This window comes from Streptomyces sp. KLMMK (genome assembly GCF_036961605.1).
Taxonomy (GTDB): Bacteria; Actinomycetota; Actinomycetes; order Streptomycetales; family Streptomycetaceae; genus Streptomyces; species Streptomyces telluris.
In genome coordinates, this window is record NZ_JBAMDC010000078.1 from 1 (window position 1) to 22,177 (window position 22,177).

Genomic DNA, 22,177 nt, shown 5'->3' on the forward strand with positions numbered 1-22,177 from the left:
CCGGCGTGCGGAGGACCGTCGGCTCCCGCCCCGCGCCGCCCCCGCACCGGCGCCCCGGCAGGAACTGACCGGCGCCGAACGGCGGGTGGCCGCACTGGCCGCCGACGGCCTGCCCAACCGGGCCATCGCGTCCCGGCTGTCGGTCACTCCGCGCACCGTCGAACTGCACCTGACCAAGACCTACCGCAAGCTGGGCATCCAGGGCCGGGCCGAACTGGCCGCCGCGCTGGGGCACCGACCGAAGGCGACATCATGACACCGCTTCGCGGACGGCAACGCGAACTCGACCTGATCACCGCGGCGATGGACGCCGCCCACCGGGGCGACGGCCGCCTGCTCGCCGTGACGGGCGGCATCGGCAGCGGCAAGACCGCCCTGCTGCGGCGGCTGCCCGCACTCGCCGAACGCCGCGGCCTGCGCGTCCTGACTGCCGCCTGCGCCCCGCAGGAGCAGGACTTCCCCTTCGGCGTCGTGAGCCAGCTCCTCGACCCGCTCCCGGGCTGCCGGACCCTCGACCCCGTACCCGGCCCGGACCGGTTCGCCGGACTCCTCTCCTTCGTCACCGAGTACAGCGCCGACAAGTCCCTCCTGGTCCTCGTGGACGACCTCCAGTGGGCCGACCCGGCCTCCCTGCGCTGGCTCGGCGCCCTCGCCAAGCGGCTGCCCGGCATGCGCGCCACGATGGTCGTCGGCGTACGGACGGGCGAGCCGGGAGCGGACGCACCGCCGGTGCAGGCCCTCACGGAACGCGCCGGCGCCCTCCACCTGGCCCCGCTCACCGTGGAGACCGTCGAGGCCCTCCTCGCCGACCACCTGGGCCACCCCGGCGACCCCGCGCAGGTCGCCGCATGCCACCAGGCATCGGGCGGCAACCCCCTGTTCCTCACCGCGGCCCTGGCCGCCCTCGCCCCGGACGAACCACAGCCCGGGGATGTCCTCGCCGGGCCGGACCACCGGCCCGTCGCGCTGCACGAGCGCCTCACCGTCGCCCTGCGCGCCCAGCCGGCCCCGGTGCGCCGGCTCGCCAGGGCGCTGGCGGTCCTCGATGAGGACGCCGGCCTCGAACTGGCCGGCGACCTCGCGGAGCTCGACACCGCCGGCAGCGAGGAGGCCGCTCGATCCCTGCGCCTCCTCGGCCTGCTCACCGACGGCCCCGCACCGCGCTTCGTCCACCCCTCCGTACGGGAGGCCGCCGAGGAATCCATGACGGCCGCGGAATACGAGGACATCCACCTGCGTGCCGCGCAACTGCTGCACAGCGGCGGCCACCCGGCGGAACGGGCGGCCGCCCGGCTTCTCGCCGTCACCTCGTGCCACGAAGGCTGGACCGTCGAGGTACTGCGCTCCGCCGCGACCGCAGCGCAACGGCGCGGAGCCCCCCAGGACGCCGCCCGCTACCTGCGCCGGGCCCTGCTCGGCAGCTCGTCGTCCGGCGCCGGCCGGGCAGCCCTGCTGCTCGACCTGGCCGCCTCGGAGCGCGACACCGACCCGCAGGCGGCCCTGCGGCACCTCTCCCAGACCCTCCACCTGCTCCCCACCCCCGCCGGGCGCGCGCTCGCCGCCGCCCGCATCCCTCCCTTCCTGCTCGGCAGCTGCCCCCCGCCGGTCATCGACACCGTCGCCAAGGTGGCCGCCGACCTGGGCGGCCCGGACGGCCTCACCGGCGTCGAACGGCAGGCCGCTCTGCGGGTCGAGGCCCGGCTGCGCCACATCGCCGTGGCCGGACCCGGCGAGATCGGGCGCTGTACCGAACGGTTGCGCGCCCTGGGCACCATGCCCCCGATCCACACCGCCGCCGAACGCGAACTGGTCACCGTGCTCCTGCACGGCGCCACCGTGACCCAGCAGATGACCGCCGCCGACGTCGCCTTCCACGCCAACCGCGTCCTCCAGCACGAACCCGCGGCCCCCTCCCACATCCACACCGCACTGCCGCACCTGACCGGCGTCCTGGTCGCCGCGGAATCGCTGGAGACCATCGGCCCCTGGCTGATGATCGCGCGGGAGCGGGCCCGCCGGGACGGCGCTCCTGTCCCCCGGGCGGTGATCGCCACCGAGCTCGCCCACCTCCAGCTGTCCCGGGGACGCCTGCAGGAGGCCAGGGCCCACGCCGAAGAAGCCCTCGGACTCGGCATGACGGAGTGGGCCACGCTGTCCTCCATGGCCGCCCTCGTCATGGTCACCGTCCACAGCCGGGACACCCGGCTGGCCCGGCGACTGCTCGCCCACCACCGCGAGATCGCCGACCACGACTTCCGGCCCTCACCCCTCCAGCTCCTCAGAGGATCCGTCGCGGCCGTCGAGGGAGACCCGGCCACGGCCCTGGAGTACATCCTCGACTGGGGCCGGTCGGCGGAACGCGCCGAATGGCGCAACCCCGCCATCGTCCCCTGGCGCACCTGGGCGGCCGGGCTGCACCACCGCCTGGGCCGGACCCGGCAGGCCCTCGACCTCGCCGACGAGGAGTACGAGCGGGCCGTGGCCTGGGGCACCCCCGTCGCCGTGGGCCGCGTCCAGCGGGTCAGGGGCGCGGCCACGGCGGGGGAGCGGGGCATCGAGCTGCTGCACGAGTCCGCCGCCCTCCTGGAGAACTCCGTGAACACCATGGAAGCGGCCCGCACCGAACTGCTCCTCGGCCGGCGGCTGCTGGCCGCCGGCCGGCACGCCGAGGGCGAGGTCAGACTGCGCACGGCCCGTGACCAGGCCCTCGCCTGCGGCGTGCCGTGGATCGCCGAGCGGGCGTCCCGGGAACTCGCCGACCCGGCCGGCTCCCGCACCCCGGTGGCGGTGGCGGTGGCGGCGCTCACCCGCTCCGAACGCAGGGTCGCCGGGCTCGCCGCCAACGGCGTGCCCAACAAGGACATCGCCGAACGGCTCGAGGTCAGCTCACGCGCCGTGGAGAAGCACCTCACCAGCGCCTACCGCAAGCTCCACGTCGCCGGACGGGCCGAGCTGGCCGCGTTCTCCGTCCTGCTGCCCGGCCCGGCGGAGGACTGACCGGCCCCGTACCGATGACCGGACCCGTACCCCGATGACCGGCCCGTACCGAACCGAAGCTTCCGTACCGGGAGTAACCGAACCTCCGGGCCCGGCATCCACAGGGTTAGTGCGGGCCTGTCCGGATTTCATTGACACCCTTCGAGCGATCTCCATACCGTCCAGTTCGTGGTGCTTCGGGACGCACCACCCGGCCCGCGCAGGCCGGGTGGACGCCCCGGTCACCCGGACGAGAAGTGCCAGCGGCTGCCGGCACCGGTCCGCACCGGGACATCTTCACGACCGTGCCGTGCCGTGCCATGCCGTCCCACCCGCCCTCGTGTTCGCCTTTCCTCTCCCCGAAAGCTCAGGAGAAACAGCGTGGTAGCACACCAGCCCCTGTCGCGCCGCCGCATGCTCGGCCTGGCGGCCTTGGGCGCCGCCGCACTCGCCGGCCAGACCACGATCACCGCCGCTCCCCGAGCGGCCGCCGCCGCCCGGACCGGCGGCGGGAGCGGGACGTTCGTCCCCGCCGTCGTGGTCGGCACCGGCTACGGCGCAGCCGTCTCCGCGCTGCGCCTCGGCGAGGCAGGGGTCCCCACGCTGATGCTGGAAATGGGCCAGCTGTGGAACCAGCCCGGCCCGGACGGCAACATCTTCAGCGGGATGCTCAAGCCCGACAAGCGCTCCAGCTGGTTCAAGACCCGCACGGAGGCCCCGCTGGGCTCCTTCCTGTGGCTGGACCTCGCCAACCGGGACATCGACCCCTATGCGGGCGTCCTGGACCGGGTGAACTTCGACCAGATGTCCGTGTACGTGGGACGCGGCGTCGGCGGCGGCTCCCTCGTCAACGGCGGCATGGCGGTCACGCCCCGGCGCTCGTACTTCGAGGAGGTGCTGCCCCAGGTCGACGCCGCCGAGATGTACGCCAAGTACTTCCCGCGCGCCAACTCCACCCTCCGGGTGGGCAACATCGACAAGGGCTGGTTCGAGCAGACCGACTGGTACAAGTTCGCCCGCGTCTCCCGCGAGCAGGCCGCGAAGGCGGGCCTCGGCACCACCTTCGTGCCCAACGTCTACGACTGGGACTACATGCGGCGCGAGGCGGACGGCACGGTGCCCAAGTCCGCGCTGGCCGCCGAGGTCATCTACGGCAACAACCACGGCAAGGTCTCCCTCGACAAGAGCTACCTGGCGGCCGCCCTGGGCACCGGCAAGGTCACCATCGAGACGCTGCACCAGGTCAAGACGATCCGTCAGCAGAAGGACGGCACGTACCTGCTGACCGTGGAGCAGAAGGACGCCGACGGCAAGCTGCTGGCGACCAAGGAGATATCCTGCCGCCACCTCTTCCTCGGCGCCGGCAGCCTCGGCTCGACCGAACTGCTGCTGCGGGCCCGGGACACCGGCACCCTGCCGAACCTCAGCTCCGAGATCGGCGGCGGCTGGGGCCCCAACGGCAACATCATGACCGCCCGCGCCAACCACATGTGGAACCCCACGGGCACCAAGCAGTCCTCCATCCCCGCCCTCGGCATCGACGACTGGGACAACAAGGACGCCCCCGTCTTCGCCGAGATCGCCCCCATGCCGGCGGGCCTCGAGACCTGGGTCAGCCTCTACCTGGCCATCACCAAGAACCCCGAGCGCGGCACCTTCGTCTACGACGCGGCCAAGGACCGGGCCGACCTGCGCTGGACCCGCGAGCAGAACGCGCCCGCCGTCGCCGCCGCGAAGTCGCTGTTCGACCGCATCAACAAGGCCAACACCACGATGTACCGGTACGACCTCTTCGGCAAGCAGCTCAAGGCCTTCGCCGACGACTTCTGCTACCACCCGCTCGGCGGCTGCGTGCTCGGCAAGGCCACCGACAACTACGGCCGCGTCGCCGGCTACAAGAACCTCTACGTGACGGACGGCGCGCTCATCCCCGGCAGCATCGGCGTCAACCCCTTCGTCACCATCACGGCGCTCGCGGAGCGCAACGTCGAGCGCATCATCAAGCAGGACGTCACCGCATCCTGAACCGCGGATCGGAGGAACCCTTGAGGAGGACCGGCCCGGCCCGGCCGCTCCTCCTCGGGGCGGCCCGGCAGGAGGGCGCAGGCGGGTGCTCGCACTCGGCTGCGCCCTTCCCCCCACCGGAAGGGAACGACTCCGTGCACACCCCGCCCGCCGCGGACGACGGCCTGTGGATCCGCAGGTTCCACCCGCGTACCGACAGTCTCGTCCGGCTCGTATGCCTGCCCCACGCGGGCGGCTCCGCCGGCTTCTACCGACCCCTCTCCCGGGCCATGCCCGGCACCGTCGACGTGCTGAGCGTGCAGTACCCCGGCCGCCAGGACCGCCGCACCGAACCCCTCGTCGACTCCGTACCGGCCCTCGCCGACCAGGTCTTCGCCGCCTTGCTCCCCTGGACCGACCGGCCGCTCGCCCTGTTCGGCCACGGCATGGGCGCCTCCCTCGCCTTCGAGGTCGCCCGGCGTCTGGAGCGTGACCGGGACACCGTGCCCGCCACCCTCTTCGTCTCCGGGCACCGCGCCCCGTCCGCGCCCCGCAGGGACACGGCCCACCCGCGCGACGCCGACGGCACCGACGCCCGGCCGCCGGGCGACGAGGAAGTGCTGCGCATGATCCTCCCGTCCACCCGCGCCGCCGACTACCACGCCGCCGAAACGTACACATGGCAACCCGGGCCGCCCCTGCGCAGCCCCGTGACCTGCCTGGTCGGCGACGGCGATCCGAAGCTGACCGCGGAAGAGGCCACCGCCTGGTCCGGGCACACCGACGGCGCCTTCACACTCAAGGCCTTCGCCGGCGGGCACTTCTTCCTGACCCAGCACTCCAGGGAAATCGCGCGACTCATGGCCGAGCAGCTGGGGACACCCGCACGGGCATGAGCCGGGCGGGGCTGCCGCGCTGCCGCCCTGCCACTCCTGCCTCCGTGACCGGCCGGTTCCGGGCGATCAGGGGCGCGGCTTCGCGGGTCTGCCGCCCTCGTACGTGGTGACCAGCGGTTTCGTCTCGTCGACGACGTAGGTGGACAGCATCATCGTGGTCTCCCTGCCGACGTTGCGGGCATTGTGGATGGCGCCGGACGGGATGAAAAAGGGGTCGCCGGTACGCAGCCGCAGGGCGTGACCGTCGTCGAACTCCATCAGCACGTCGCCCCTGGCGATGTATCCGACCTCCACCCCGGGGTGGCTGTGCCGGCCGGACTCCTTTCCCCTGGGGATCTCCACCAGGGTCTGGACGGTTTCCCAGCCCTCGGCGGGGGAGGGGTGGCGCTGGAGCAGGGTCCGGGTGACTCCGGAGGTCGGGTCCGTGGGGTCCGTGGCTCCCATGGGGCTGGTGTGGTCTGCGGGGCAGTGACGGTGAGGGGCCCCGGGCCCGTCACCGTCGGCCGCCGCGGCCGCGACCCCGACCGCCGGGGGGAGGGCGGTCACGCCGAGGGCACCGGCGGCAGCTGCGCCTCCGTTACGGATGAGAGTGCGGCGGTCGATCATCATCAAGCTCCGTTCCGGGAGTCTTTCAAGGAAGAACGATCCTGCTTTCTGCCCCGGTAGCCTGCCGCCCTGCCGCAGGGGAGCGCAAGGGGGGAGGTGTGTCATTTCTGGACGCTTTCTGGATGTCAAGCACCCCTGATGTGCGGTGACTTGGCGCGCGTCACCTGTTTGACCAGTGACGTGCGCTGTGCCACAGTCGTACGGCACACCATGGCGGTCCTCGGGACCCCTGTGGGCGTGGCGTGGGATCTCCTGCGAGGCGCGGACCGCTCGCAGGCCGGCACTTCGAGACGCGCGGAGGGCTCCATATGATCAACAGGCGTACGTTCGGCACGGCTCTCGGCCTGGGTGCCGGTGGTGCGGTCGCCGCGCCACTGGTGGGACCGGCGGGGCCGGCGCAGGCCTCGGCCGGCACGGAGCAGCGGGCCGCTACGGCCGCCGCGCCCGCGGCCGGCCCCGGTCCCCGCGGGCGCACAGGGCGCACCGCGTTCCCCCCGCTCAAGAAGGTCCGGGCCGGTCTGCTGGAGATCGGCTACGCCGAAGCCGGGCCGGCCCACGGGCCGCCGGTCATCTGCCTGCACGGCTGGCCGTACGACATCCATAGCTTCGTCGACGTCGCGCCCCTGCTGGCGGCGGAGGGCTACCGCGTCATCGTTCCGTATCTGCGCGGCCACGGCACGACGCGCTTCGTCTCGTCACGGACCTTCAGAAACGGGCAGCAGTCGGCCCTCGCCCTCGACATCATCGCCCTGATGGACGCGCTGGGGCTGGAGAAGGCGGTGCTCGCCGGATTCGACTGGGGAGCGCGGACCGCCGATGTCATCGCGGCGCTGTGGTCCGAGCGCTGCAAGGCCCTGGTGTCGGTGGGCGGATACCTCGTCATCGACCTCGAAGCGAACCTCCAGCCGCTGGCGCCGGCGACCGAGCACGCCTGGTGGTACCAGTACTACTTCTCCACGGAGCGGGGCCGGATCGCCATGGAGGACAAGGCCAAGCGGCACGACCTGACGCGGCTGGTGTGGGACACCGTGTCCCCGACGTGGGACTTCGGCGACGCCACCTTCGAGCGCACCGCTGCAGCCTTCGAGAACCCCGACTACGCCGCCATCGTCATTCACAACTACCGCTGGCGGCTTAGTCTCGCCGAGGGGGAACGGCGTTACGAGCCGCATGAGAAGCGGCTCGCCGCCCGGCCGGTCATCACCGCGCCGACGGTGACGCTCGACGCCGAGCACGACCCGTTCACGGTCCCGGGCGGCGGGGGCGCGTACCGGGACAGATTCGTAGGCCCGTACGACCATCGCGTCCTGAAGGGTGTCGGTCACAATGTGCCGCAGGAGGCACCCGAGGCGTTCGCCCGGGCGGTCATCGACGCCGACCGACTCCGATGAGCAGTCAACTCCGTTACGAAGGCACCCAAGGAGCGGGAGGCTGACGATGGAAGGCCGCAACACGCAGGACAAGCACAACGCACAGGACAGCGGCTCGGCGATCCGCCACGCGCGGTTCGGTGCGCTGCCCGAGCGGATTGCCTACGAGGACATGGTCGAAACGAAGGAGGCTTCGCCGAGGGCCTCCGCGCGAGACGCCAGTGACTGCGAAGGGACGGGACATCTGCTGTCCTGTCTGGCGTGGGACCTGGTGCTCTGAAGAAAAAGACTTGCCTGCGGCCGCGCGGAGCCTGATACGGTTACTTCGGCAGTGATCATTTCGTAGGGGAGTCCAGACATGGCGGGCGACGACGACATCTCCGGGTGATACCCGGATCTGATCGACCACCGGCAGAAGCACCCTTGGCAGTGCCGCCGTTGTGGTCATCTCGTCATCCCTCTTTCCCTGTCTCAGGGGCAGCGCTTTTCGCGTGACGTTTTCCGCGCAGCGATTCCTGCACAGTGATCCTGCACAGCGGTTTCGTCGTGAAGCGGCCTGCCCTCTTTTCCTCACGAGGTCATCCCATGTCCGACGCTTCCGTCATCTGTTCCCAGCTCGCCTTCTCCTGGCCCGACGACACCCCGGTCTTCGAGGGCCTGTCCTTCGCCGTCGGCACCGGCCGTACGGGTCTCGTGGCACCCAACGGCGCCGGCAAGAGCACCCTGCTGAAACTGATCGCCGGTGAACTGCTCCCCTCTGCAGGCGCGTTGACCGTGAACGGCACGCTCGGCTACCTCCCGCAGAACCTCCCCTTGACCGGTGAGCCGACGGTGGCAGAGGTCCTGGGCATCGACGCGGTGATCCGCGCCATCGACGCCGTCGAGTCCGGCGACGTGAGTGAGGAGCACTTCACGGCCATCGGCGACGACTGGGACATCGAGGAGCGCACCCGGGCCCAGCTCGACCGGCTCGGCCTCGACCGTCTCGCCCTCGACCGGAGCCTGGGAACGCTCAGCGGCGGCCAGATCGTCAGCCTCGGGCTGGCGGCGCAGCTGCTCAAGCGTCCCGACGTGCTGCTGCTGGACGAACCGACCAACAACCTCGACCTCGACGCCCGCCACAAGCTCTACGACGTGCTCTCGGACTGGAACGGCAGTCTGCTGGTCGTGAGCCACGACCGGGCCCTGCTGGACCGCATGGAGCGCATCGCCGAACTCGATCGCTGCGAACTCCGGTTGTACGGAGGAAACTTCACCCAGTACGAGCAGGCCGTACGGGCCGAGCAGGACGTGGCGGAGAAGAACGTACGCAACGCCGAACAGGAGCTGAAGCGGGAGAAGCGCGAGATGCAGCAGGCGCGCGAGCGGGCCGAGCGCCGCGCGAGCAACGCCGCCCGCAACCTCAAGAACGCCGGCCTGCCGCGCATCTTCGCCGGAAACATGAAGCGCGGCGCCCAGGAATCCGCCGGCCGGGCCGGCCAGATGCACGCCACCCGCGTCCACGAGGCGCAGGCCCGGCTCAACGAAGCGGGACGCGCGCTGCGGGACGACCAGCGGCTCGTCCTGGAGCTGCCCGACACCGACGTCCCCGCGGGACGCACCGTCATCCTGGGCGAGGGGATGCAGATCCGCCACGGCGAGCGGGACCTGTTCGCGGGTGACGGCGCCCACCTCACGATCCGCGGGCCCGAACGCATCGCGCTCACGGGACCCAACGGGGCGGGCAAGACGACGCTGCTGCGGCTGATCGCCGGTGAACTCCCCCTGGACGGCGGGAACATCAAGCGTGCCGACGGGCGCATCGCCTCCCTGTCGCAGCGCCTGGATCTGCTCGACCCCGACCGCACCGTGGCCGAGAACTTCGCGGTGTTCGCCCCGCACCGCCCGGAGGCGGAGCGGATGAACCTGCTCGCGCGCTTCCTCTTCCGCGGCCCCCGGGCGCACCTGCCCGTGCGCGTGCTCTCCGGCGGCGAACGCCTGCGCGCCACCCTGGCCTGCGTCCTGTGCGCAGAACCCGCCCCGCAGCTCCTGCTGCTGGACGAGCCGACGAACAACCTCGACCTGGTCAGCGCGGGCCAGCTGGAGAGCACCCTGCAGTGCTACCGCGGCGCGTTCGTGGTGGTCAGCCACGACGAGCGCTTCCTCGAACGGATCGGCGTCGACCGGTGGCTGCGGGTTGCCGACGGCGAACTGACGGAGACGGGAGCGCCGCAGGCCTGAGCTGCCGAGCCGCCGAGCCGCCGACGTCGGCTGTGGCCGGCGATTCTTGCGAGCGTCATAGTCACCCACCAAGATGGTGACGTGAACACGGATCACGTCTTTGTGTGCGGCAACCCGGCCCTGGACTTTGCGGCCACGCTCCGGGCGCGCCGTACGGCGCGATTCGAGATGTTCGCGGCGCCGGACCGCCTGGACGCGTGGTACGTGGAGTCCGGCGTCGTCGACTCCGTCTCGCCGGCCCGGCAGGCCGACGTGGGGCGGGCGACGACGCTACGGGAAGCCGTGTACCGGCTGATCACGGCCCGGCGCCTCGGCACGGACTTCGAGGACGAGGCGCTGGCCGTGCTCAACGAGGCGGCCCGCAGGGCCCCCGCGGCACCGCAGCTGACCCACTCCGGCCGCTGGACGGCGGCAACGCAGCGAGAGGCGCTGTCCACCGTCGCCCGGCACGCGGTGGAACTGCTGAGCGGCCCGGACGTACCCCTGCTCAAGGAGTGCGGCAACCCCGAGTGCACCCGCGTCTACATCGACCGCTCGCGCGGCAGCCGGCGCCAGTGGTGCGGCATGGAGTCCTGCGGCAACAAGCTCAAGGCCGCCGCGTACCGCGCCCGCAGGAAGACCGCCGTCGCCTGAACGGGGTGACAGCGGTACCGCTCCCTGCGGCCGGACTCTGGACTTGAGGGTCCAATCCGGGCTGCCTACTGTGCTCGTCGAACCACTTCACAACACGTTCGCCCGCGCAGAGAGGCGCTGCTCATGCACGCGATCCGTATCGAGGAACACGGCGGTCCCGAGGTCATGCGATGGACCGAGTTACCGGACCCGGTACCCGGCCCCGGCGAGGCGCTGGTCCGGCTCGGCGCCGCGGGAGTGAACTACATGGACGTCGGCGCCCGCGCGCAGGGCAGCCCGGGCCGGGCCGCTCCGGTGGTCCTGGGCGCCGAAGGGATGGGATACGTCACCGCCCTGGGTGCGGGGGTCGAGGGCCTGGCCGTCGGTGACCGGGTGGCCTGGTTCTACCACCCGGGCAGCTACGCCGAGTTGCTCGCCGTGCCGGCGGACTCGCTGGTCAAGGTGCCCGACGCCATCACCGACGAGACCGCGGCCGCGGTCATGCTCCAAGGGCTCACCGCGAGCCACCTCAGCACGGAGACCTACGCGATCGGCCCGGGCGACACGGCCGTGGTGCACGCGGCGGCGGGCGGAGTGGGTCTGCTGCTCACCCAGATGATCAAAGCGCGTGGCGGTGACGTGATCGGCCTGGTCTCCCGCGAGGACAAGGCCGCCGCTGCGAAGGAAGCCGGCGCCGACCACGTACTCGTCCGGTCCGGAGGCGGCTTCGAGGAGCGGATCAGGGAACTGACCGGCGGCCGGGGAGCCGACGTCGTCTACGACGGCGGCGGCACCGAGACGTTCCGCTCTTCACAACTCGCCCTGCGCCCGCACGGGGTGCACGCCTACTACGGCCCCTTCATGGGCGTTCCGGCCTTCCGGCCGACCGACCTGCCCAACAGCATCCTTCTGACGTACCCGGTGGTGCACCACCACGTGCCCACCCGCGAGGCCCTGGCCCACCGCACCGGAGAGCTCTTCGACCTGATCCTCGGCGGGCGGCTCACCCCGCGCATCGGAGGCCGCTACTCCCTGGCGGACGCGGCACGGGCCCACGCGGACATCGAGTCGCGCAGGACCATCGGAAAGCTGCTCCTGCTGCCCTGACCGTCCTTTCGAGCCCGCCAGGCTGGACAACTCGCAATCAGAGGACACGTGTTGCTGACCCGCAAAGGCGCCGCCACCAAGCAGCGCATCATCGAGGGAGCCGCCGAGGAGATACGGGACCAGGGCGTATTCTCCCTGCGGCTCGAGGACGTCATGGCCCGCACGGCGACCAGCAAGAGCCAACTGTTCCACTACTTCCCCGGCGGGAAGGACGAACTGCTGCTGGCCGTCGCCCGGTACGAGGCGGCCCGGGTCATCGACGACCAGCAGCCGGAGCTGGGCTCACTGACCAGCTGGGACGCGTGGTGGCAGTGGCGGGACAAGGTGGTCGCCCGCTACCGCGCACAAGGCGAGAACTGCCCACTGCACACGGCCGTCTCCCAGCTCGGAACGGCCACGGACGCCGCCCGGGCAGTGGCCCGCGAACTCCTGCAGCGATGGCAGGACCAACTCGCCGCAGGCATCCGCCACATGCAGCACCTCGGCGAGGTCCCGACCGAACTGGACGCCGACCGCGAGGCCGCGGCCCTCCTCGCGGGAGTCCAGGGCGGCGTGATGATTCTGCTGACGACAGGAGGCATCGAACACCTGGAAGCGGCCCTGGACCGGGGCATCGCCCACTTGCGGGGGCCTGCATGCCCCCAGCCCCGTCCGGGCGGGCGTCGCACCGAGCCTGCAACTCTCTGACCGCCCGATCTTGCCGGACTGATCCCACACCGCGTCCCGCGTCGCTACAGTTCCCTCGACGCGGGAGAACGGGGAGATCTCCTCGGTTCGATGCGGCGCCCGGGCGGCATACAGCCGAAGCACTTGATCCCATTCCTCCGAGGAGCCAGACTTGCCTGCACCGCATATCATCCCTTCGGGCGAGAAGTTCGCCATGACGCAAGAATATGCAGCAGTCATCTCGGCGACACTTGCGGCGCTCTTTCTGGTGGGCATTGTTGAGCTCACCAATTCGATGAAGTCTCGCCGTGAAGACAGGGACCGGATCCGATCTCTGCACTTCTCCGAGATCAAGGAGAGCATAACCGCCCTGAAGAAGAACAAGACTCTGCCGGCGGCGCGATTGTCCGAAGTGCAGGCCAGCCTGCGACTGTACAAGCAACGGATGGACAAGATGGTGCTGGCCACCGGCATCCATGCGATGGTCATGATGACGACCATCCTTGTGCTGGGTGTGAGCTTGCTCGAGGTGCTGCACTGGTCCGCACTCGAGCAGCCCACACCGTCACCCGAGGTCGCGAAGCGAAGTTACCTCTCCTCTTTGGCCGCCATGCTGGCCATCACCCTGATGCACTGGTTCCGCAGCCTCATGACCAGTCGCTATCTCATCTGGGAGCGGCGGCGCGAATTGGCGGATGAGTTCGGCACGGGCGTGGACGAAGCGATGGATCTGGTTCGCCGCTGGGTCGGGCAGGGGAACCCTCGCGTGTAGTGCCGGCAGGCGTTGCCGATCCGCAGCGCCGGCACGGTCAGGTCCAGGGCCGCCAGGGCGAGCGCGGCCGCCACCAGTTGGCCTGGCCGGCCGGGGTCATTACCGCGGAGGCCGGGGTCGGGGCCGGTCGGATGACGAGTGCGTTTCGCTACCGTCGTCGGCATTCTGGGCGGTGCGGCTCTGCCGCCACAGCTCCGTGACCGTCTGGAGGGACTCGCTGACGAGGAGGAGGAATGCGGCGCAGGATTCGAAGCGGGCGCCCGCCGGGGTCGTGGCCCCGAGGATCTCGGTTGCGCGCTGCGATGCGGACGTCAGGGCTTCGTTCATCTGCAGTGCTGCGAGGGTGGACCGGAGCCAGACTTCGTCGTCGATGACATAGCGCTCGCGGCGCCCGCCCGGAGCCCGCTCCCGCCTGAGCATTCCCTGCTGCTCAAGGTAGGTGACGGCGTGTGAGACGGACGCCGGGCTGACGCGGAGCCGCTGGGCCAGGTCGGCGGCGGTGAGGGTGCCGGAGTCGGTGATGCACAGGCAGGCCAGCACCCTGGCCATCATCCGGGGCATTCCCTGCTGTTCGAGGAGAGTGGTGAAGGACGCCGTGAAGTCCTGGACCGCTTGAGGGTCGCGCCCATGGCTGCTGTCGGGAGTCGGCGGTGCCGCAGGCCGGGCCTGCCTGCGCCGGCGTGCACGGTGCTGTGCGGCCTGGTGCGCCCGGTCCGCCCCGTAACCGTAAGGTCCGCCGTTCCGGGTGACCTCCCGCATGATGGTCGAAGCGGGCCGCCCCAGGCGCCGGCCGATCTCTGTGTACCCGAGCCCCTCGGCCAGCCCCTCGGCGATCTGCCGACGCTCCTCATCGGTGAGTCTGCCTCCCGGCATCGGCGCCCGACTCCTCTCGGTCGACCCGCGCGGAGCTCGGCGCCCGCATCTGCAAAGTATGCGTTCACGTACAGCCCATTGCAATACTCCCTCTGATCGCCCATTGCATTCAGTGTCATATTCATTGCAATGGAGAATCCCATCCGCCCTGAGAGGAAGGCGAGATGGGCCCCGGTCAGCCTTTGACGGATAGGTTAATGCAATGTACCGTCGCCGATATTCAGTGATTCCTGAATATCGGCGACGGTAGGTAGGGGGGCTCATGATGGGGGCGGGCGACAGCGGCTTCTCCGCAACAGGACTGCACCGAGTGCGCGAGGTGCTGGCACGACATGTCGAGGCCGGGAGGATTCCCGGCCTCGTCGCCCTGGTCGGCCGAGGCGGTGAGGCGTACGTCGAAGCGATCGGGACGATGCGCCATGACGGCGGCGCGCCGATGCGCCGGGACACGATCTTCCGGATGGCCTCGACGTCCAAGCCGGTCGGGGTCGCGGCAGCGATGGTGCTCCTCGATGAGTGCCGACTGCGGCTGCACGATCCGGTCGAGCAGTGGCTGCCCGAACTGGCCGGCCGCCAGGTGCTGAAACGGATCGACGGCCCGCTGGACGAAACCGTGCCCGCGCGGCGGCCGATCACCGTACGGGACCTGTTGACCTGCACGTTCGGGCTCGGAATGGATCTGACGTCGCCGAGCGCTCCGATCCAGGTCGCCATCCAGGAGCTGGGGCTCACAGGTCATGGAGGGCCGCTGCCGGAGCCGGACGAGTGGATGCGCCGCCTCGGCACACTTCCGCTGATGTCCCAGCCCGGAGAGCAGTGGGGGTACCACATCGGCTCCGACCTGCTCGGCGTGCTTGTCGCGAGGGTCACGGGGCAGTCGTACGAGACGTTCCTGCGCGAGCGCATCCTCGATCCACTGGGGATGAAGGACACCGGTTTCCACGTGCCCGCCGACAAGATCGACCGCCTGCCGCCCAGTTACGCCCCCGACCCGCAGACCGGAGAGTTCCACGTGTGGGACGAGGCGGCAGGCGGAAGGTTCAGCCGGCCTCCGGCGTTCCAGGCGGGCGGCGGCGGGCTGGTTTCCACCGTCGACGACTACCACGCCTACTTCCGGATGCTGCTCAACCACGGGATGCACGGGTACGGGACCGAACGGATCCTGTCCCGGCCCGCCGTCCAGCTGATGACCACCAACCGCCTCACGCCCGGGCAGCAAGCCGCTCGGGACGCCGTGGCCGGCAACGCCCAAGTGCCGCTCGGCCTCGGGATGCAGGGCGGCTGGGGCTTCGGGATGGCGGTGCGCACCTACCGCGGCGACTACGCGCCCATCGGCCAGTTCGGCTGGGACGGCGGAACCGGCACCACGACGTACGCCGACCCGGACCACCAGCTCACCGGAATCCTGCTCACCCAGACCGGGATGAGCACTGCGGATTCGTCACGGCTCATCCACGACTTCTGGACCACGCTCTACCAGGCGATCGACGACTGACGTCGCGTCCCCATCCCGGTGCGCGCGCCCGCCACCGGCGGTATCCGGCGGCCGGCTCCCTGAGGGCCGGCGGTTGACCGCCGACCGGCGACGTTTCCGCGAGCCCGGCGTCCGGCACTGGTTCGCACCCGCCCCGTCCAGGCGCCGCCCAGCCCCTGGGTGCGCGGGCTGCCCCTGTTGCAGTTCCGCTCCGCCATCTCAGGGCACCGCATGGCGCCACATGGTGCAGGGTGGCGCCGGATGGTGTCGTCTGGTGCCACATGGCTACGCGTGGCGCCACTCCACCCTCCCTAGAGCGCATGAGTGCGGATGCCGCTGCAATATCCCGGCCTGGATCCTTTCTCTTTCCGCAGCTCAGGGCGCTCAGCTGCCGGCCCCGCACACCTAAGGCGCCACTCGGACTTGCGCGTGGCGCCATAGCGCTGCCATGATGACGTCATGGACCTCACCCCGTACGTCGACACCCTCCGCCGCGAACTCGCGGTGGCCGCCGAGGCCGGTGGGGAAGACGCTCGCGAGCTGGCCGAGCGGCTCACGGCTCCTCTGGAGTCGGCGACCCGTCTGACCATGCTCAACGTGCTCTCCGCCGCGATGGACGAGATCACCCGCGAGCTCGCCCCCGGCTCGGTCGACATACGGCTGCGCGGGCTGGACCCCGACTTCGTGGTGACCCTGCGGCCCACCGACGGCGGCGCCCCCGCCGAGCCGGCCGCGCCCCTCGAACTGTTCAGGACGCCTACCCCGGCCGACGGTGACGAGGGCGGTACCGCCCGCGTCAACCTGCGGCTGCCGGCCCATCTCAAGGCCCGCGCCGAGGAGGCCGCGAGCCGCGAGGGCCTGTCGGTCAACGCGTGGCTGGTGCGCACCGTGTCGGCCGCGGTCGACGGCGGCACCCGGCCGCGTACGACGGAGAAGACCCAGGCCGTCGGGCAGAACATCACGGGCTGGGTGCGCTAGCCGCCCCCGCCCTGCGCCCGCAGTACTTCACCCGCACCAACGCAGCAACTCACCGCACCGCCCCACCGCACCACCCCACCGCACCACTCACACCACGTCCCACCAGCAGGGACATCCCAAAGACTCAAGAGGACGGGACAGCCATGCCTTCTTTCGACACTCCCGAACCGATCTCGGCCACGGCACACGTGGAGGCCGGTTCCATCCGGTTCACCGCAGGCGCCCGCTTCGACACCGTCGTCGAGGTGCTGCCCCGCGACCCGAAGAAGGACCGGGACGTGCGGACGGCCGACCAGACCGAGGTCACCTACGCGGGCGGCGTCCTGACCGTCAGGACGCCCAAGGGCAATCTGCTCGGCCTCGGCCGCCCCGGCATCGTCGACGTGACGGTCGAACTGCCCACGGGCTCGCACGTCGACGTGACGGGCGCCTGGGCCCAAGTGCTCGGCGAGGGCCGGCTCGGCGAGGTCAGCGTGAGGACCTCGTCCGGCGATGTCCGCCTCGACGCCACCGGCCCGCTGACGCTGACCGCCTCCCACGGCTCGATCACCGTGGACCGCGTCGAGGGCACGGCCGAGATCAGCACCAGCACCGGCAGCCTGCGCGTCGGCACCGTCGACGGCCCGGCCGTCCTGAAGAACTCGCACGGCACCACGACCGTCGGCGCCGCGGGCGGCGACCTGCGGGTGCGCGGCGCCAACGGCGACATCGTCATCGCGCGCGCCGAAGCCTCGGTCACCGCCGCCACCGCCCACGGCACCGTGCGCGTGGGTGAAGCGGCCCGCGGGATCCTCCAGTTGGAGACCTCCTACGGTGCCATCGAGGTCGGCATCCGCGAGGGCGCCGCCGCCTGGCTCGACGTCCACTCGGCCTCCGGTCAGGTGCGCAACACGCTCACCGCCTCCGAGGCCCCGGAGAAGACCGAGGACACCGTCGAGGTCCGCGCCCGCACCCGGTACGGCAACATCGACGTCCTCCGCGCCAAGGCCTGAGCGGCACCACATCCTCAAGCGGCCCCGTCCTCATCCCCACTCACTCCAGCCTTCGAACGGAGGGCCCCATGCCTTCTCCTGTCATGCCCATGCCCACCCCTGGGTGGACCGACGGTCACGCGTTGCCCGCCGCCGTCTCCGCCATCGGTCTGCGCAAGTCGTACGGCGACAAGAGCGTCCTCGACGGCATCGACCTGCGCATCCCGGCCGGCTCGGTCTTCGCGCTGCTCGGGCCCAACGGCGCCGGCAAGACCACCGTCGTGAAGATCCTCTCCACGCTCATCACCGCCGACGGCGGGCAGGTCCAGGTCGCGGGCCACGACATCGCCAAGTCACCGGACGGGGTACGCGCCGCGATCGGCGTCACCGGGCAGTTCTCCGCCGTCGACGGGCTGATCACCGGTGAGGAGAACATGCTCCTCATGGCGGATCTGCACCACCTGTCCAAGCGTGAGGGGCGGCGGGTCGCGGCCGAGCTGCTGGAGCGCTTCGACCTGGTGGAGGCGGCGAAGAAGCCCGCCTCCACCTACTCCGGCGGCATGAAGCGCCGCCTCGACATCGCCATGACCCTGGTCGGCAAACCGCGGATCATCTTCCTCGACGAGCCGACCACCGGCCTCGACCCGCGCTCCCGCCACAACATGTGGGGCATCATCCGCGAGCTGGTCTCCGAGGGGGCGACGGTCTTCCTCACCACCCAGTACCTGGAGGAGGCCGACGAGCTCGCCGACCGCATCGCGGTGCTGAACGACGGCAAGATCGCCGCCGAGGGCACCGCGGAGGAGCTGAAGCGGCTCATCCCGGGCGGGCACGTGCGGCTGCGGTTCTCCGACCCGGTCACCTACCAGTCCGCCGCCTCCGCGCTGCGCGAGGTCAGCCGGGACGACGAGGCGCTGTCGCTGCACATCCCCAGCGACGGCAGCCAGCGCGAGCTGCGCTCCATCCTCGACTGGCTGGACTCCGCCGGCATCGAGGCGGACGAGCTGACCGTGCACACCCCCGACCTCGACGACGTCTTCTTCGCCCTCACCGGCTCCGACCAGCCGAGCCGACCGAGCCAGGCCAGCCGCCTCGACCAGTCCAACCAGTCCAACCAGCCCAACCAGCCGAAGGAGGCTGTCCGATGAGCTCCCTGTCCCTCGCCCTGCGCGACTCGTCCACGATGCTGCGCCGCAACCTCCTGCACGCACGGCGCTACCCGTCCCTCACCCTGAACCTGCTGCTGACGCCGATCGTCCTGCTGCTGCTCTTCGTCTACATCTTCGGTGACGTGATGAGTGCGGGCATGGGCGGCGGCGCCGACCGCTCCGAGTACATCGCCTACGTCGTGCCGGGCATCCTGATGATGACCATCGGAGGCACCGTGGTCGGCACCGCGGTGTCCGTCTCCAACGACATGACCGAGGGCATCATCGCCCGCTTCCGCACCATGGCGATCCACCGCGGCTCGGTGCTCATCGGGCACGTCATCGGCAGCGTGCTGCAGTCGGTCGCCAGCGTGGCCCTCGTGGGCGCCGTCGCCGTGGCCATCGGCTTCCGGTCCACGAACGCCACGGCCCTGGAGTGGCTGGCGGCGTTCGGGCTGATGGCGCTGGTCGCCCTGGCGCTCACCTGGATCGCGGTCGGGATGGGCATGGTCAGCCCGAACGCCGAGGCGGCCAGCAACAACGCGCTGCCGCTGATCGTCCTCCCGCTCATCTCCAGCGCCTTCGTCCCGGTCGACGCGATGCCGGGCTGGTTCCAGCCGATCGCCGAGTACCAGCCGTTCACGCCGGCCATCGAGACCCTGCGCGGTCTGCTGCTCGGCACCGAGATCGGCAACAACGGGTGGCTCGCGGTCGCCTGGTGCCTCGCTCTCTCCGCGCTCGGCTACTTCTGGTCGAAGGCGGTTTTCAACCGCGATCCGAGGTAACCGGGACGCGACGACCGCGCGGGTCCGTCTCCCGCAACTCGTCCCGCCCGAGGGCGGCGCACTCCGGCATCGCGTCGGCGTACGCCGCCCCGTCGGCGTTCTCACCGGGGCGGCCCCGCATCAGGAAGGCATCAGGAAAGCGCGATGCCGGTTGAACCCGGGGCGGCGGCCTCGTTGACTGGATGACGTGAACAGCTCTTTGCGCCACGACGACCGACCGCCTCATACGGCGGCGCCGAGTCCTGCGCGCTGTTCGCTGCCGGTGCGGTGAACGCGGTGCTCTGAGCAGCACTGCCACGCACCTCTCTTCTACCTGCCCACCGGCGCTCCCCGAGCGCCGGTGCCGCCTTACCGTTCGCACGACGGCCCCGCCGCCTGGTGGAGCGCCGTCGCGCTTGCCCATATCCCGGAGTGGATTACCATGTCTTCTGTCTCGCCCGCCTCCCGGACCGTGCTGGTCACCGGCGCCACCTCCGGCATCGGCTGGGAGACCGCCCGATTGCTCGAAGGCCGGGGCTGCACCGTCATCGTGCACGCTCCGGACGTGGTTTCCGGGCAGAACGCCGTCAGCCGGCTGGTGGCCGCCGGTGCCGACGCTTCGCGCCTGTGCCTGGCCGTCGCGGACTTCTCCCGCCTCGACGAGGTACGGAGCATGGCCGCCCGGATCGCCGACGGGCACCCCGCCCTGGACGTCCTGGTCAACAACGCGGCCGTCGCCGCTCCCGAGCGCCGCACCATGACCGCGGACGGCAACGAACTCTCCCTCCAGGTGAACTTCCTGGCCGCCTACCTCCTCACCCACGAGCTGTCCGGCCCGCTGTCCGCCCGGCCCGGCAGCCGCGTCGTCAACGTCTCCTCCGCCATGCACCGCACGGCCTCCATCGCCTGGAACGACCCCCACCGCGCCAAGCGCTACTCCCGCCTCGCCGCGTACGCCCAGTCCCAGCTCGCCCTGACGATCTCCACCCGCGAAAAGGCGCCCTGGACCTCCGTCAGCGTCCACCCCGGCATCTGCGACACCGCCCTGCTCCCGCTCTACGCGCACGAGGGCGACTCCGCCGTCGAGGGCGCGCAGCGCGTTGCGCGCCTGTGCGACCCGGCGACCGAGGTCATCCCGGGGGCGTATTACGACCGCACCGCGCTCTCTCCGGCCGCGCCCGTGGCCATGGAGGACCGCACGGTCCGCCGCCTGTGCAAGCTCGCCGACCAGCTGGTCGCCAAAGCCGCCTGAGGGCCCGTAACCGAGAGACGGAATTCTGGAGGAGGCCGTATCAGGGGCGGCGGTCCGCAAGGACGCAGAACTCGTTCCCCTCCGGGTCGGCAAGGACGACCCAGCGCTCATCGCCTTGGCCGACGTCGGCGTATCGAGCACCCAGGTCGAGCAGGCGGCGGACTTCTTCGTCCTGCTCCCTGTCGGTCGGGTTGACGTCGAGGTGGAGCCTGTTCTTGACGGTTTTGCCCTCGGGTACGCGTGCGAAGGTCAACACCGGTGGCACCGGGCCGATGTGGTTCCTGCCCTCGGGCACTGCAGGGGAGCCGATGGTGACGACCCCGTCGGCTTCGTCCTCGTCCTGCTCCTGCACCTCGTAGCCGAGGACCGCGCACCAGAACCGGGCGAGAGCGTGGGGATCGGCGCAGTCGATCGCGAGCTCGGTGAACTTGCTGGTCATGTCGGGACCTCCCGGTCGGGTAGGGGTTCGTGCAGCGGGGCGTTGCCTCGGGTCACTGCGCGGTCCGGAGCGTGGCGAGCCGTCGGTCGAGCATCGCCAGGGCGGAGTCGGGGGTGCGGCGGCCCATCAGGATCTGCATGCCGAGTCCGTCGGCGAGGGCGATCAAGGCGTCCGCCTCCCCATCGGTATCGGCGTCGGAGCGGACGTCTCCGGACGCCTGCGCCGTGCGGAGCAGCAGGGTGATGAGCTCCGCAAGCCCCTCGTACTGTTTGCGCTGGACGGCTGCCAGGGTGGGGGTGACGGCCGCGTGGGCGGCGAAGGCGAGCCAGGCCCGGGACTCCGCCAGGGTCGGTTCGTCGTGCGGCATGATGCCGGCGAGTGTGTGCTGCAGCATCGTCGCGGCCGAGTCCGGGTCGGGGGAGTCCGCGATCCGGTCCCGTATGCGCGCGCTGACCCGCTCGTTCATGTCCTCCACGACGGAGACCATCATCTCTTCCTTGCTGGGGAAGCAGCGCTGTACGGCGCCGACCGAGACGCCGGCCCGGGCCGCGACGTCGCGCATGGTCATCCCCTCGAGCCCTTGTTCGCTGACGAGGGCGAAGGCCGCCGCCACGATCTGACGCCGCCGGCTGTCGTAATCCACCTGTCTGGGCATGCTGCCGATTCTAGTGATACTTTCGTATCGATACGAGCGTATCGAATCCATCGTTTCGAATCCCTTGCCCGGCGACCGGAGGAAACGGCATGACCGTGACGCGCACGAGGCCACACCGTCAGAGCAGTTGGCGGCGCACCCGTTGGCTCCTGGGGGTGATCCTGTTCGTGCAGGGCTTCGGGTCGGCCCTCACCGAGGCGCTGTGGAACACCAGCTTCGGCGTGGCCGGCCTCCTCAGGGGCGCAGGACTTCCGCAGTGGACCGATCTGGCGGTCGGCGCCGCGGGCGCGATACTCCTCGGCTGGGCGCAGGTCGCACGCGGCGCGGAACGGCGAGCACGTGCCTGAGCCGGTGAACGCTTCCTCGCCCGTCGGGGCGCCCGAGTGCGGCCCGG

Annotated in this window: 22 protein-coding genes; 18 read left to right on the forward strand and 4 right to left on the reverse strand. The window is 70.9% G+C overall.

Annotation, left to right across the window (positions count from 1 at the left end):
• From V7793_RS14850 to V7793_RS14865, 4 genes are all read left to right on the forward strand, one after another.
• The coding region (locus V7793_RS14850) for a helix-turn-helix domain-containing protein (protein WP_336006711.1) at window positions 1-256 on the forward strand (256 nt) is incomplete at its 5' end.
• Window positions 253-2,997, forward strand: a complete 2,745-nt coding sequence (locus tag V7793_RS14855) for an ATP-binding protein (protein ID WP_336006712.1) — start codon at window positions 253-255, stop codon at window positions 2,995-2,997. The genes V7793_RS14850 and V7793_RS14855, both read left to right, overlap by 4 nt.
• A gap of 393 nt (window positions 2,998-3,390) precedes the next feature.
• Complete coding sequence (locus V7793_RS14860; protein ID WP_336006730.1) at window positions 3,391-5,001, forward strand: GMC oxidoreductase; 1,611 nt, start codon at window positions 3,391-3,393, stop codon at window positions 4,999-5,001.
• A 134-nt stretch (window positions 5,002-5,135) separates the two neighbouring features.
• Window positions 5,136-5,876, forward strand: coding sequence for a thioesterase II family protein (locus V7793_RS14865; protein WP_336006713.1), 741 nt, complete (start codon window positions 5,136-5,138; stop codon window positions 5,874-5,876).
• 66 nt (window positions 5,877-5,942) lie between these two features.
• On the opposite strand, the gene V7793_RS14870 is transcribed toward V7793_RS14865, so the two are convergent.
• Window positions 5,943-6,320 (reverse strand): cupin domain-containing protein, encoded by a 378-nt coding sequence (locus tag V7793_RS14870; RefSeq protein WP_336006714.1) that lies wholly within the window; start codon window positions 6,318-6,320, stop codon window positions 5,943-5,945.
• Between the two features lie 470 nt (window positions 6,321-6,790).
• Between V7793_RS14870 and V7793_RS14875 the strand changes: the two genes are divergently transcribed.
• The 7 genes from V7793_RS14875 (at window position 6,791) to V7793_RS14905 (ending at window position 13,229) form a co-directional block, all read left to right on the forward strand.
• A complete protein-coding gene (locus V7793_RS14875; RefSeq protein WP_336006715.1) occupies window positions 6,791-7,873 on the forward strand; it encodes an alpha/beta fold hydrolase in 1,083 nt (360 codons plus the stop codon).
• Between the two features lie 46 nt (window positions 7,874-7,919).
• Complete coding sequence (locus V7793_RS14880; RefSeq protein ID WP_336006716.1) at window positions 7,920-8,132, forward strand: hypothetical protein; 213 nt, start codon at window positions 7,920-7,922, stop codon at window positions 8,130-8,132.
• Window positions 8,133-8,437: 305 nt separating this feature from the next.
• Window positions 8,438-10,072, forward strand: a complete 1,635-nt coding sequence (gene abc-f / locus V7793_RS14885; protein WP_336006717.1) for a ribosomal protection-like ABC-F family protein — start codon at window positions 8,438-8,440, stop codon at window positions 10,070-10,072.
• A gap of 81 nt (window positions 10,073-10,153) precedes the next feature.
• On the forward strand, window positions 10,154-10,705 hold the full coding sequence (locus tag V7793_RS14890; protein ID WP_336006718.1) for a CGNR zinc finger domain-containing protein: 552 nt from the start codon (window positions 10,154-10,156) through the stop codon (window positions 10,703-10,705).
• Between the two features lie 123 nt (window positions 10,706-10,828).
• Complete coding sequence (locus V7793_RS14895; RefSeq protein ID WP_336006719.1) at window positions 10,829-11,791, forward strand: quinone oxidoreductase family protein; 963 nt, start codon at window positions 10,829-10,831, stop codon at window positions 11,789-11,791.
• A gap of 48 nt (window positions 11,792-11,839) precedes the next feature.
• Window positions 11,840-12,478, forward strand: a complete 639-nt coding sequence (locus V7793_RS14900; protein ID WP_336006720.1) for a TetR/AcrR family transcriptional regulator — start codon at window positions 11,840-11,842, stop codon at window positions 12,476-12,478.
• Window positions 12,479-12,629: 151 nt separating this feature from the next.
• Entirely contained in the window at window positions 12,630-13,229 is a 600-nt protein-coding gene (locus tag V7793_RS14905) for a hypothetical protein (protein ID WP_336006721.1), read from the forward strand.
• 99 nt (window positions 13,230-13,328) lie between these two features.
• Here V7793_RS14905 and V7793_RS14910 read toward each other — a convergent pair whose 3' ends face one another.
• The gene (locus tag V7793_RS14910) at window positions 13,329-14,102 is read right to left on the reverse strand and encodes a GbsR/MarR family transcriptional regulator (RefSeq protein ID WP_336006722.1); all 774 of its coding nucleotides are present in this window, start codon (window positions 14,100-14,102) and stop codon (window positions 13,329-13,331) included.
• Between the two features lie 265 nt (window positions 14,103-14,367).
• On the opposite strand from V7793_RS14910, the gene V7793_RS14915 reads away from it, so the two are divergent.
• The 6 genes from V7793_RS14915 (at window position 14,368) to V7793_RS14940 (ending at window position 20,689) form a co-directional block, all read left to right on the forward strand.
• Entirely contained in the window at window positions 14,368-15,597 is a 1,230-nt protein-coding gene (locus V7793_RS14915) for a serine hydrolase domain-containing protein (protein ID WP_336006731.1), read from the forward strand.
• Window positions 15,598-16,035: 438 nt separating this feature from the next.
• Window positions 16,036-16,554, forward strand: coding sequence for a hypothetical protein (locus V7793_RS14920; RefSeq protein ID WP_336006723.1), 519 nt, complete (start codon window positions 16,036-16,038; stop codon window positions 16,552-16,554).
• Between the two features lie 143 nt (window positions 16,555-16,697).
• Window positions 16,698-17,546 carry a DUF4097 family beta strand repeat-containing protein gene (locus V7793_RS14925; protein WP_336006724.1) on the forward strand — a complete coding sequence of 283 codons (849 nt, stop codon included), beginning with the start codon at window positions 16,698-16,700 and terminating at the stop codon, window positions 17,544-17,546.
• A gap of 68 nt (window positions 17,547-17,614) precedes the next feature.
• Entirely contained in the window at window positions 17,615-18,673 is a 1,059-nt protein-coding gene (locus V7793_RS14930; RefSeq protein ID WP_443057910.1) for an ATP-binding cassette domain-containing protein, read from the forward strand.
• Window positions 18,670-19,458, forward strand: a complete 789-nt coding sequence (locus V7793_RS14935) for an ABC transporter permease (protein WP_336006725.1) — start codon at window positions 18,670-18,672, stop codon at window positions 19,456-19,458. Before V7793_RS14930 ends, V7793_RS14935 begins: the two co-directional genes overlap by 4 nt.
• Window positions 19,459-19,879: 421 nt before the next feature.
• Window positions 19,880-20,689 (forward strand): SDR family NAD(P)-dependent oxidoreductase, encoded by an 810-nt coding sequence (locus tag V7793_RS14940; protein ID WP_336006726.1) that lies wholly within the window; start codon window positions 19,880-19,882, stop codon window positions 20,687-20,689.
• Between the two features lie 40 nt (window positions 20,690-20,729).
• Here the strand turns inward: V7793_RS14940 and V7793_RS14945 are convergent, their stop codons facing one another.
• Window positions 20,730-21,128, reverse strand: coding sequence for a VOC family protein (locus V7793_RS14945; RefSeq protein WP_336006727.1), 399 nt, complete (start codon window positions 21,126-21,128; stop codon window positions 20,730-20,732).
• Between the two features lie 52 nt (window positions 21,129-21,180).
• Complete coding sequence (locus tag V7793_RS14950) at window positions 21,181-21,783, reverse strand: TetR/AcrR family transcriptional regulator (protein WP_336006728.1); 603 nt, start codon at window positions 21,781-21,783, stop codon at window positions 21,181-21,183.
• 89 nt (window positions 21,784-21,872) lie between these two features.
• On the opposite strand from V7793_RS14950, the gene V7793_RS14955 reads away from it, so the two are divergent.
• Complete coding sequence (locus tag V7793_RS14955; protein WP_336006729.1) at window positions 21,873-22,130, forward strand: hypothetical protein; 258 nt, start codon at window positions 21,873-21,875, stop codon at window positions 22,128-22,130.
• Window positions 22,131-22,177: the final 47 nt, after the last annotated feature.

Coding starts and splice junctions, on each gene's coding strand:
- V7793_RS14860 (WP_336006730.1), top strand. CDS start 3,391: ATGCTCGGCCTGGCGGCCTTGGGCGCCGCCGCACTCGCCGGCCAGACC.
- V7793_RS14875 (WP_336006715.1), top strand. CDS start 6,791: ATGATCAACAGGCGTACGTTCGGCACGGCTCTCGGCCTGGGTGCCGGT.
- V7793_RS14945 (WP_336006727.1), bottom strand. CDS start 21,128: ATGACCAGCAAGTTCACCGAGCTCGCGATCGACTGCGCCGATCCCCAC.
- V7793_RS14925 (WP_336006724.1), top strand. CDS start 16,698: ATGCCTTCTTTCGACACTCCCGAACCGATCTCGGCCACGGCACACGTG.
- abc-f (WP_336006717.1), top strand. CDS start 8,438: ATGTCCGACGCTTCCGTCATCTGTTCCCAGCTCGCCTTCTCCTGGCCC.
- V7793_RS14955 (WP_336006729.1), top strand. CDS start 21,873: ATGACCGTGACGCGCACGAGGCCACACCGTCAGAGCAGTTGGCGGCGC.
- V7793_RS14915 (WP_336006731.1), top strand. CDS start 14,368: ATGGGGGCGGGCGACAGCGGCTTCTCCGCAACAGGACTGCACCGAGTG.
- V7793_RS14950 (WP_336006728.1), bottom strand. CDS start 21,783: ATGCCCAGACAGGTGGATTACGACAGCCGGCGGCGTCAGATCGTGGCG.
- V7793_RS14935 (WP_336006725.1), top strand. CDS start 18,670: ATGAGCTCCCTGTCCCTCGCCCTGCGCGACTCGTCCACGATGCTGCGC.
- V7793_RS14880 (WP_336006716.1), top strand. CDS start 7,920: ATGGAAGGCCGCAACACGCAGGACAAGCACAACGCACAGGACAGCGGC.
- V7793_RS14920 (WP_336006723.1), top strand. CDS start 16,036: ATGGACCTCACCCCGTACGTCGACACCCTCCGCCGCGAACTCGCGGTG.
- V7793_RS14895 (WP_336006719.1), top strand. CDS start 10,829: ATGCACGCGATCCGTATCGAGGAACACGGCGGTCCCGAGGTCATGCGA.
- V7793_RS14855 (WP_336006712.1), top strand. CDS start 253: ATGACACCGCTTCGCGGACGGCAACGCGAACTCGACCTGATCACCGCG.
- V7793_RS14910 (WP_336006722.1), bottom strand. CDS start 14,102: ATGCCGGGAGGCAGACTCACCGATGAGGAGCGTCGGCAGATCGCCGAG.
- V7793_RS14930 (WP_443057910.1), top strand. CDS start 17,615: ATGCCTTCTCCTGTCATGCCCATGCCCACCCCTGGGTGGACCGACGGT.
- V7793_RS14940 (WP_336006726.1), top strand. CDS start 19,880: ATGTCTTCTGTCTCGCCCGCCTCCCGGACCGTGCTGGTCACCGGCGCC.
- V7793_RS14870 (WP_336006714.1), bottom strand. CDS start 6,320: ATGGGAGCCACGGACCCCACGGACCCGACCTCCGGAGTCACCCGGACC.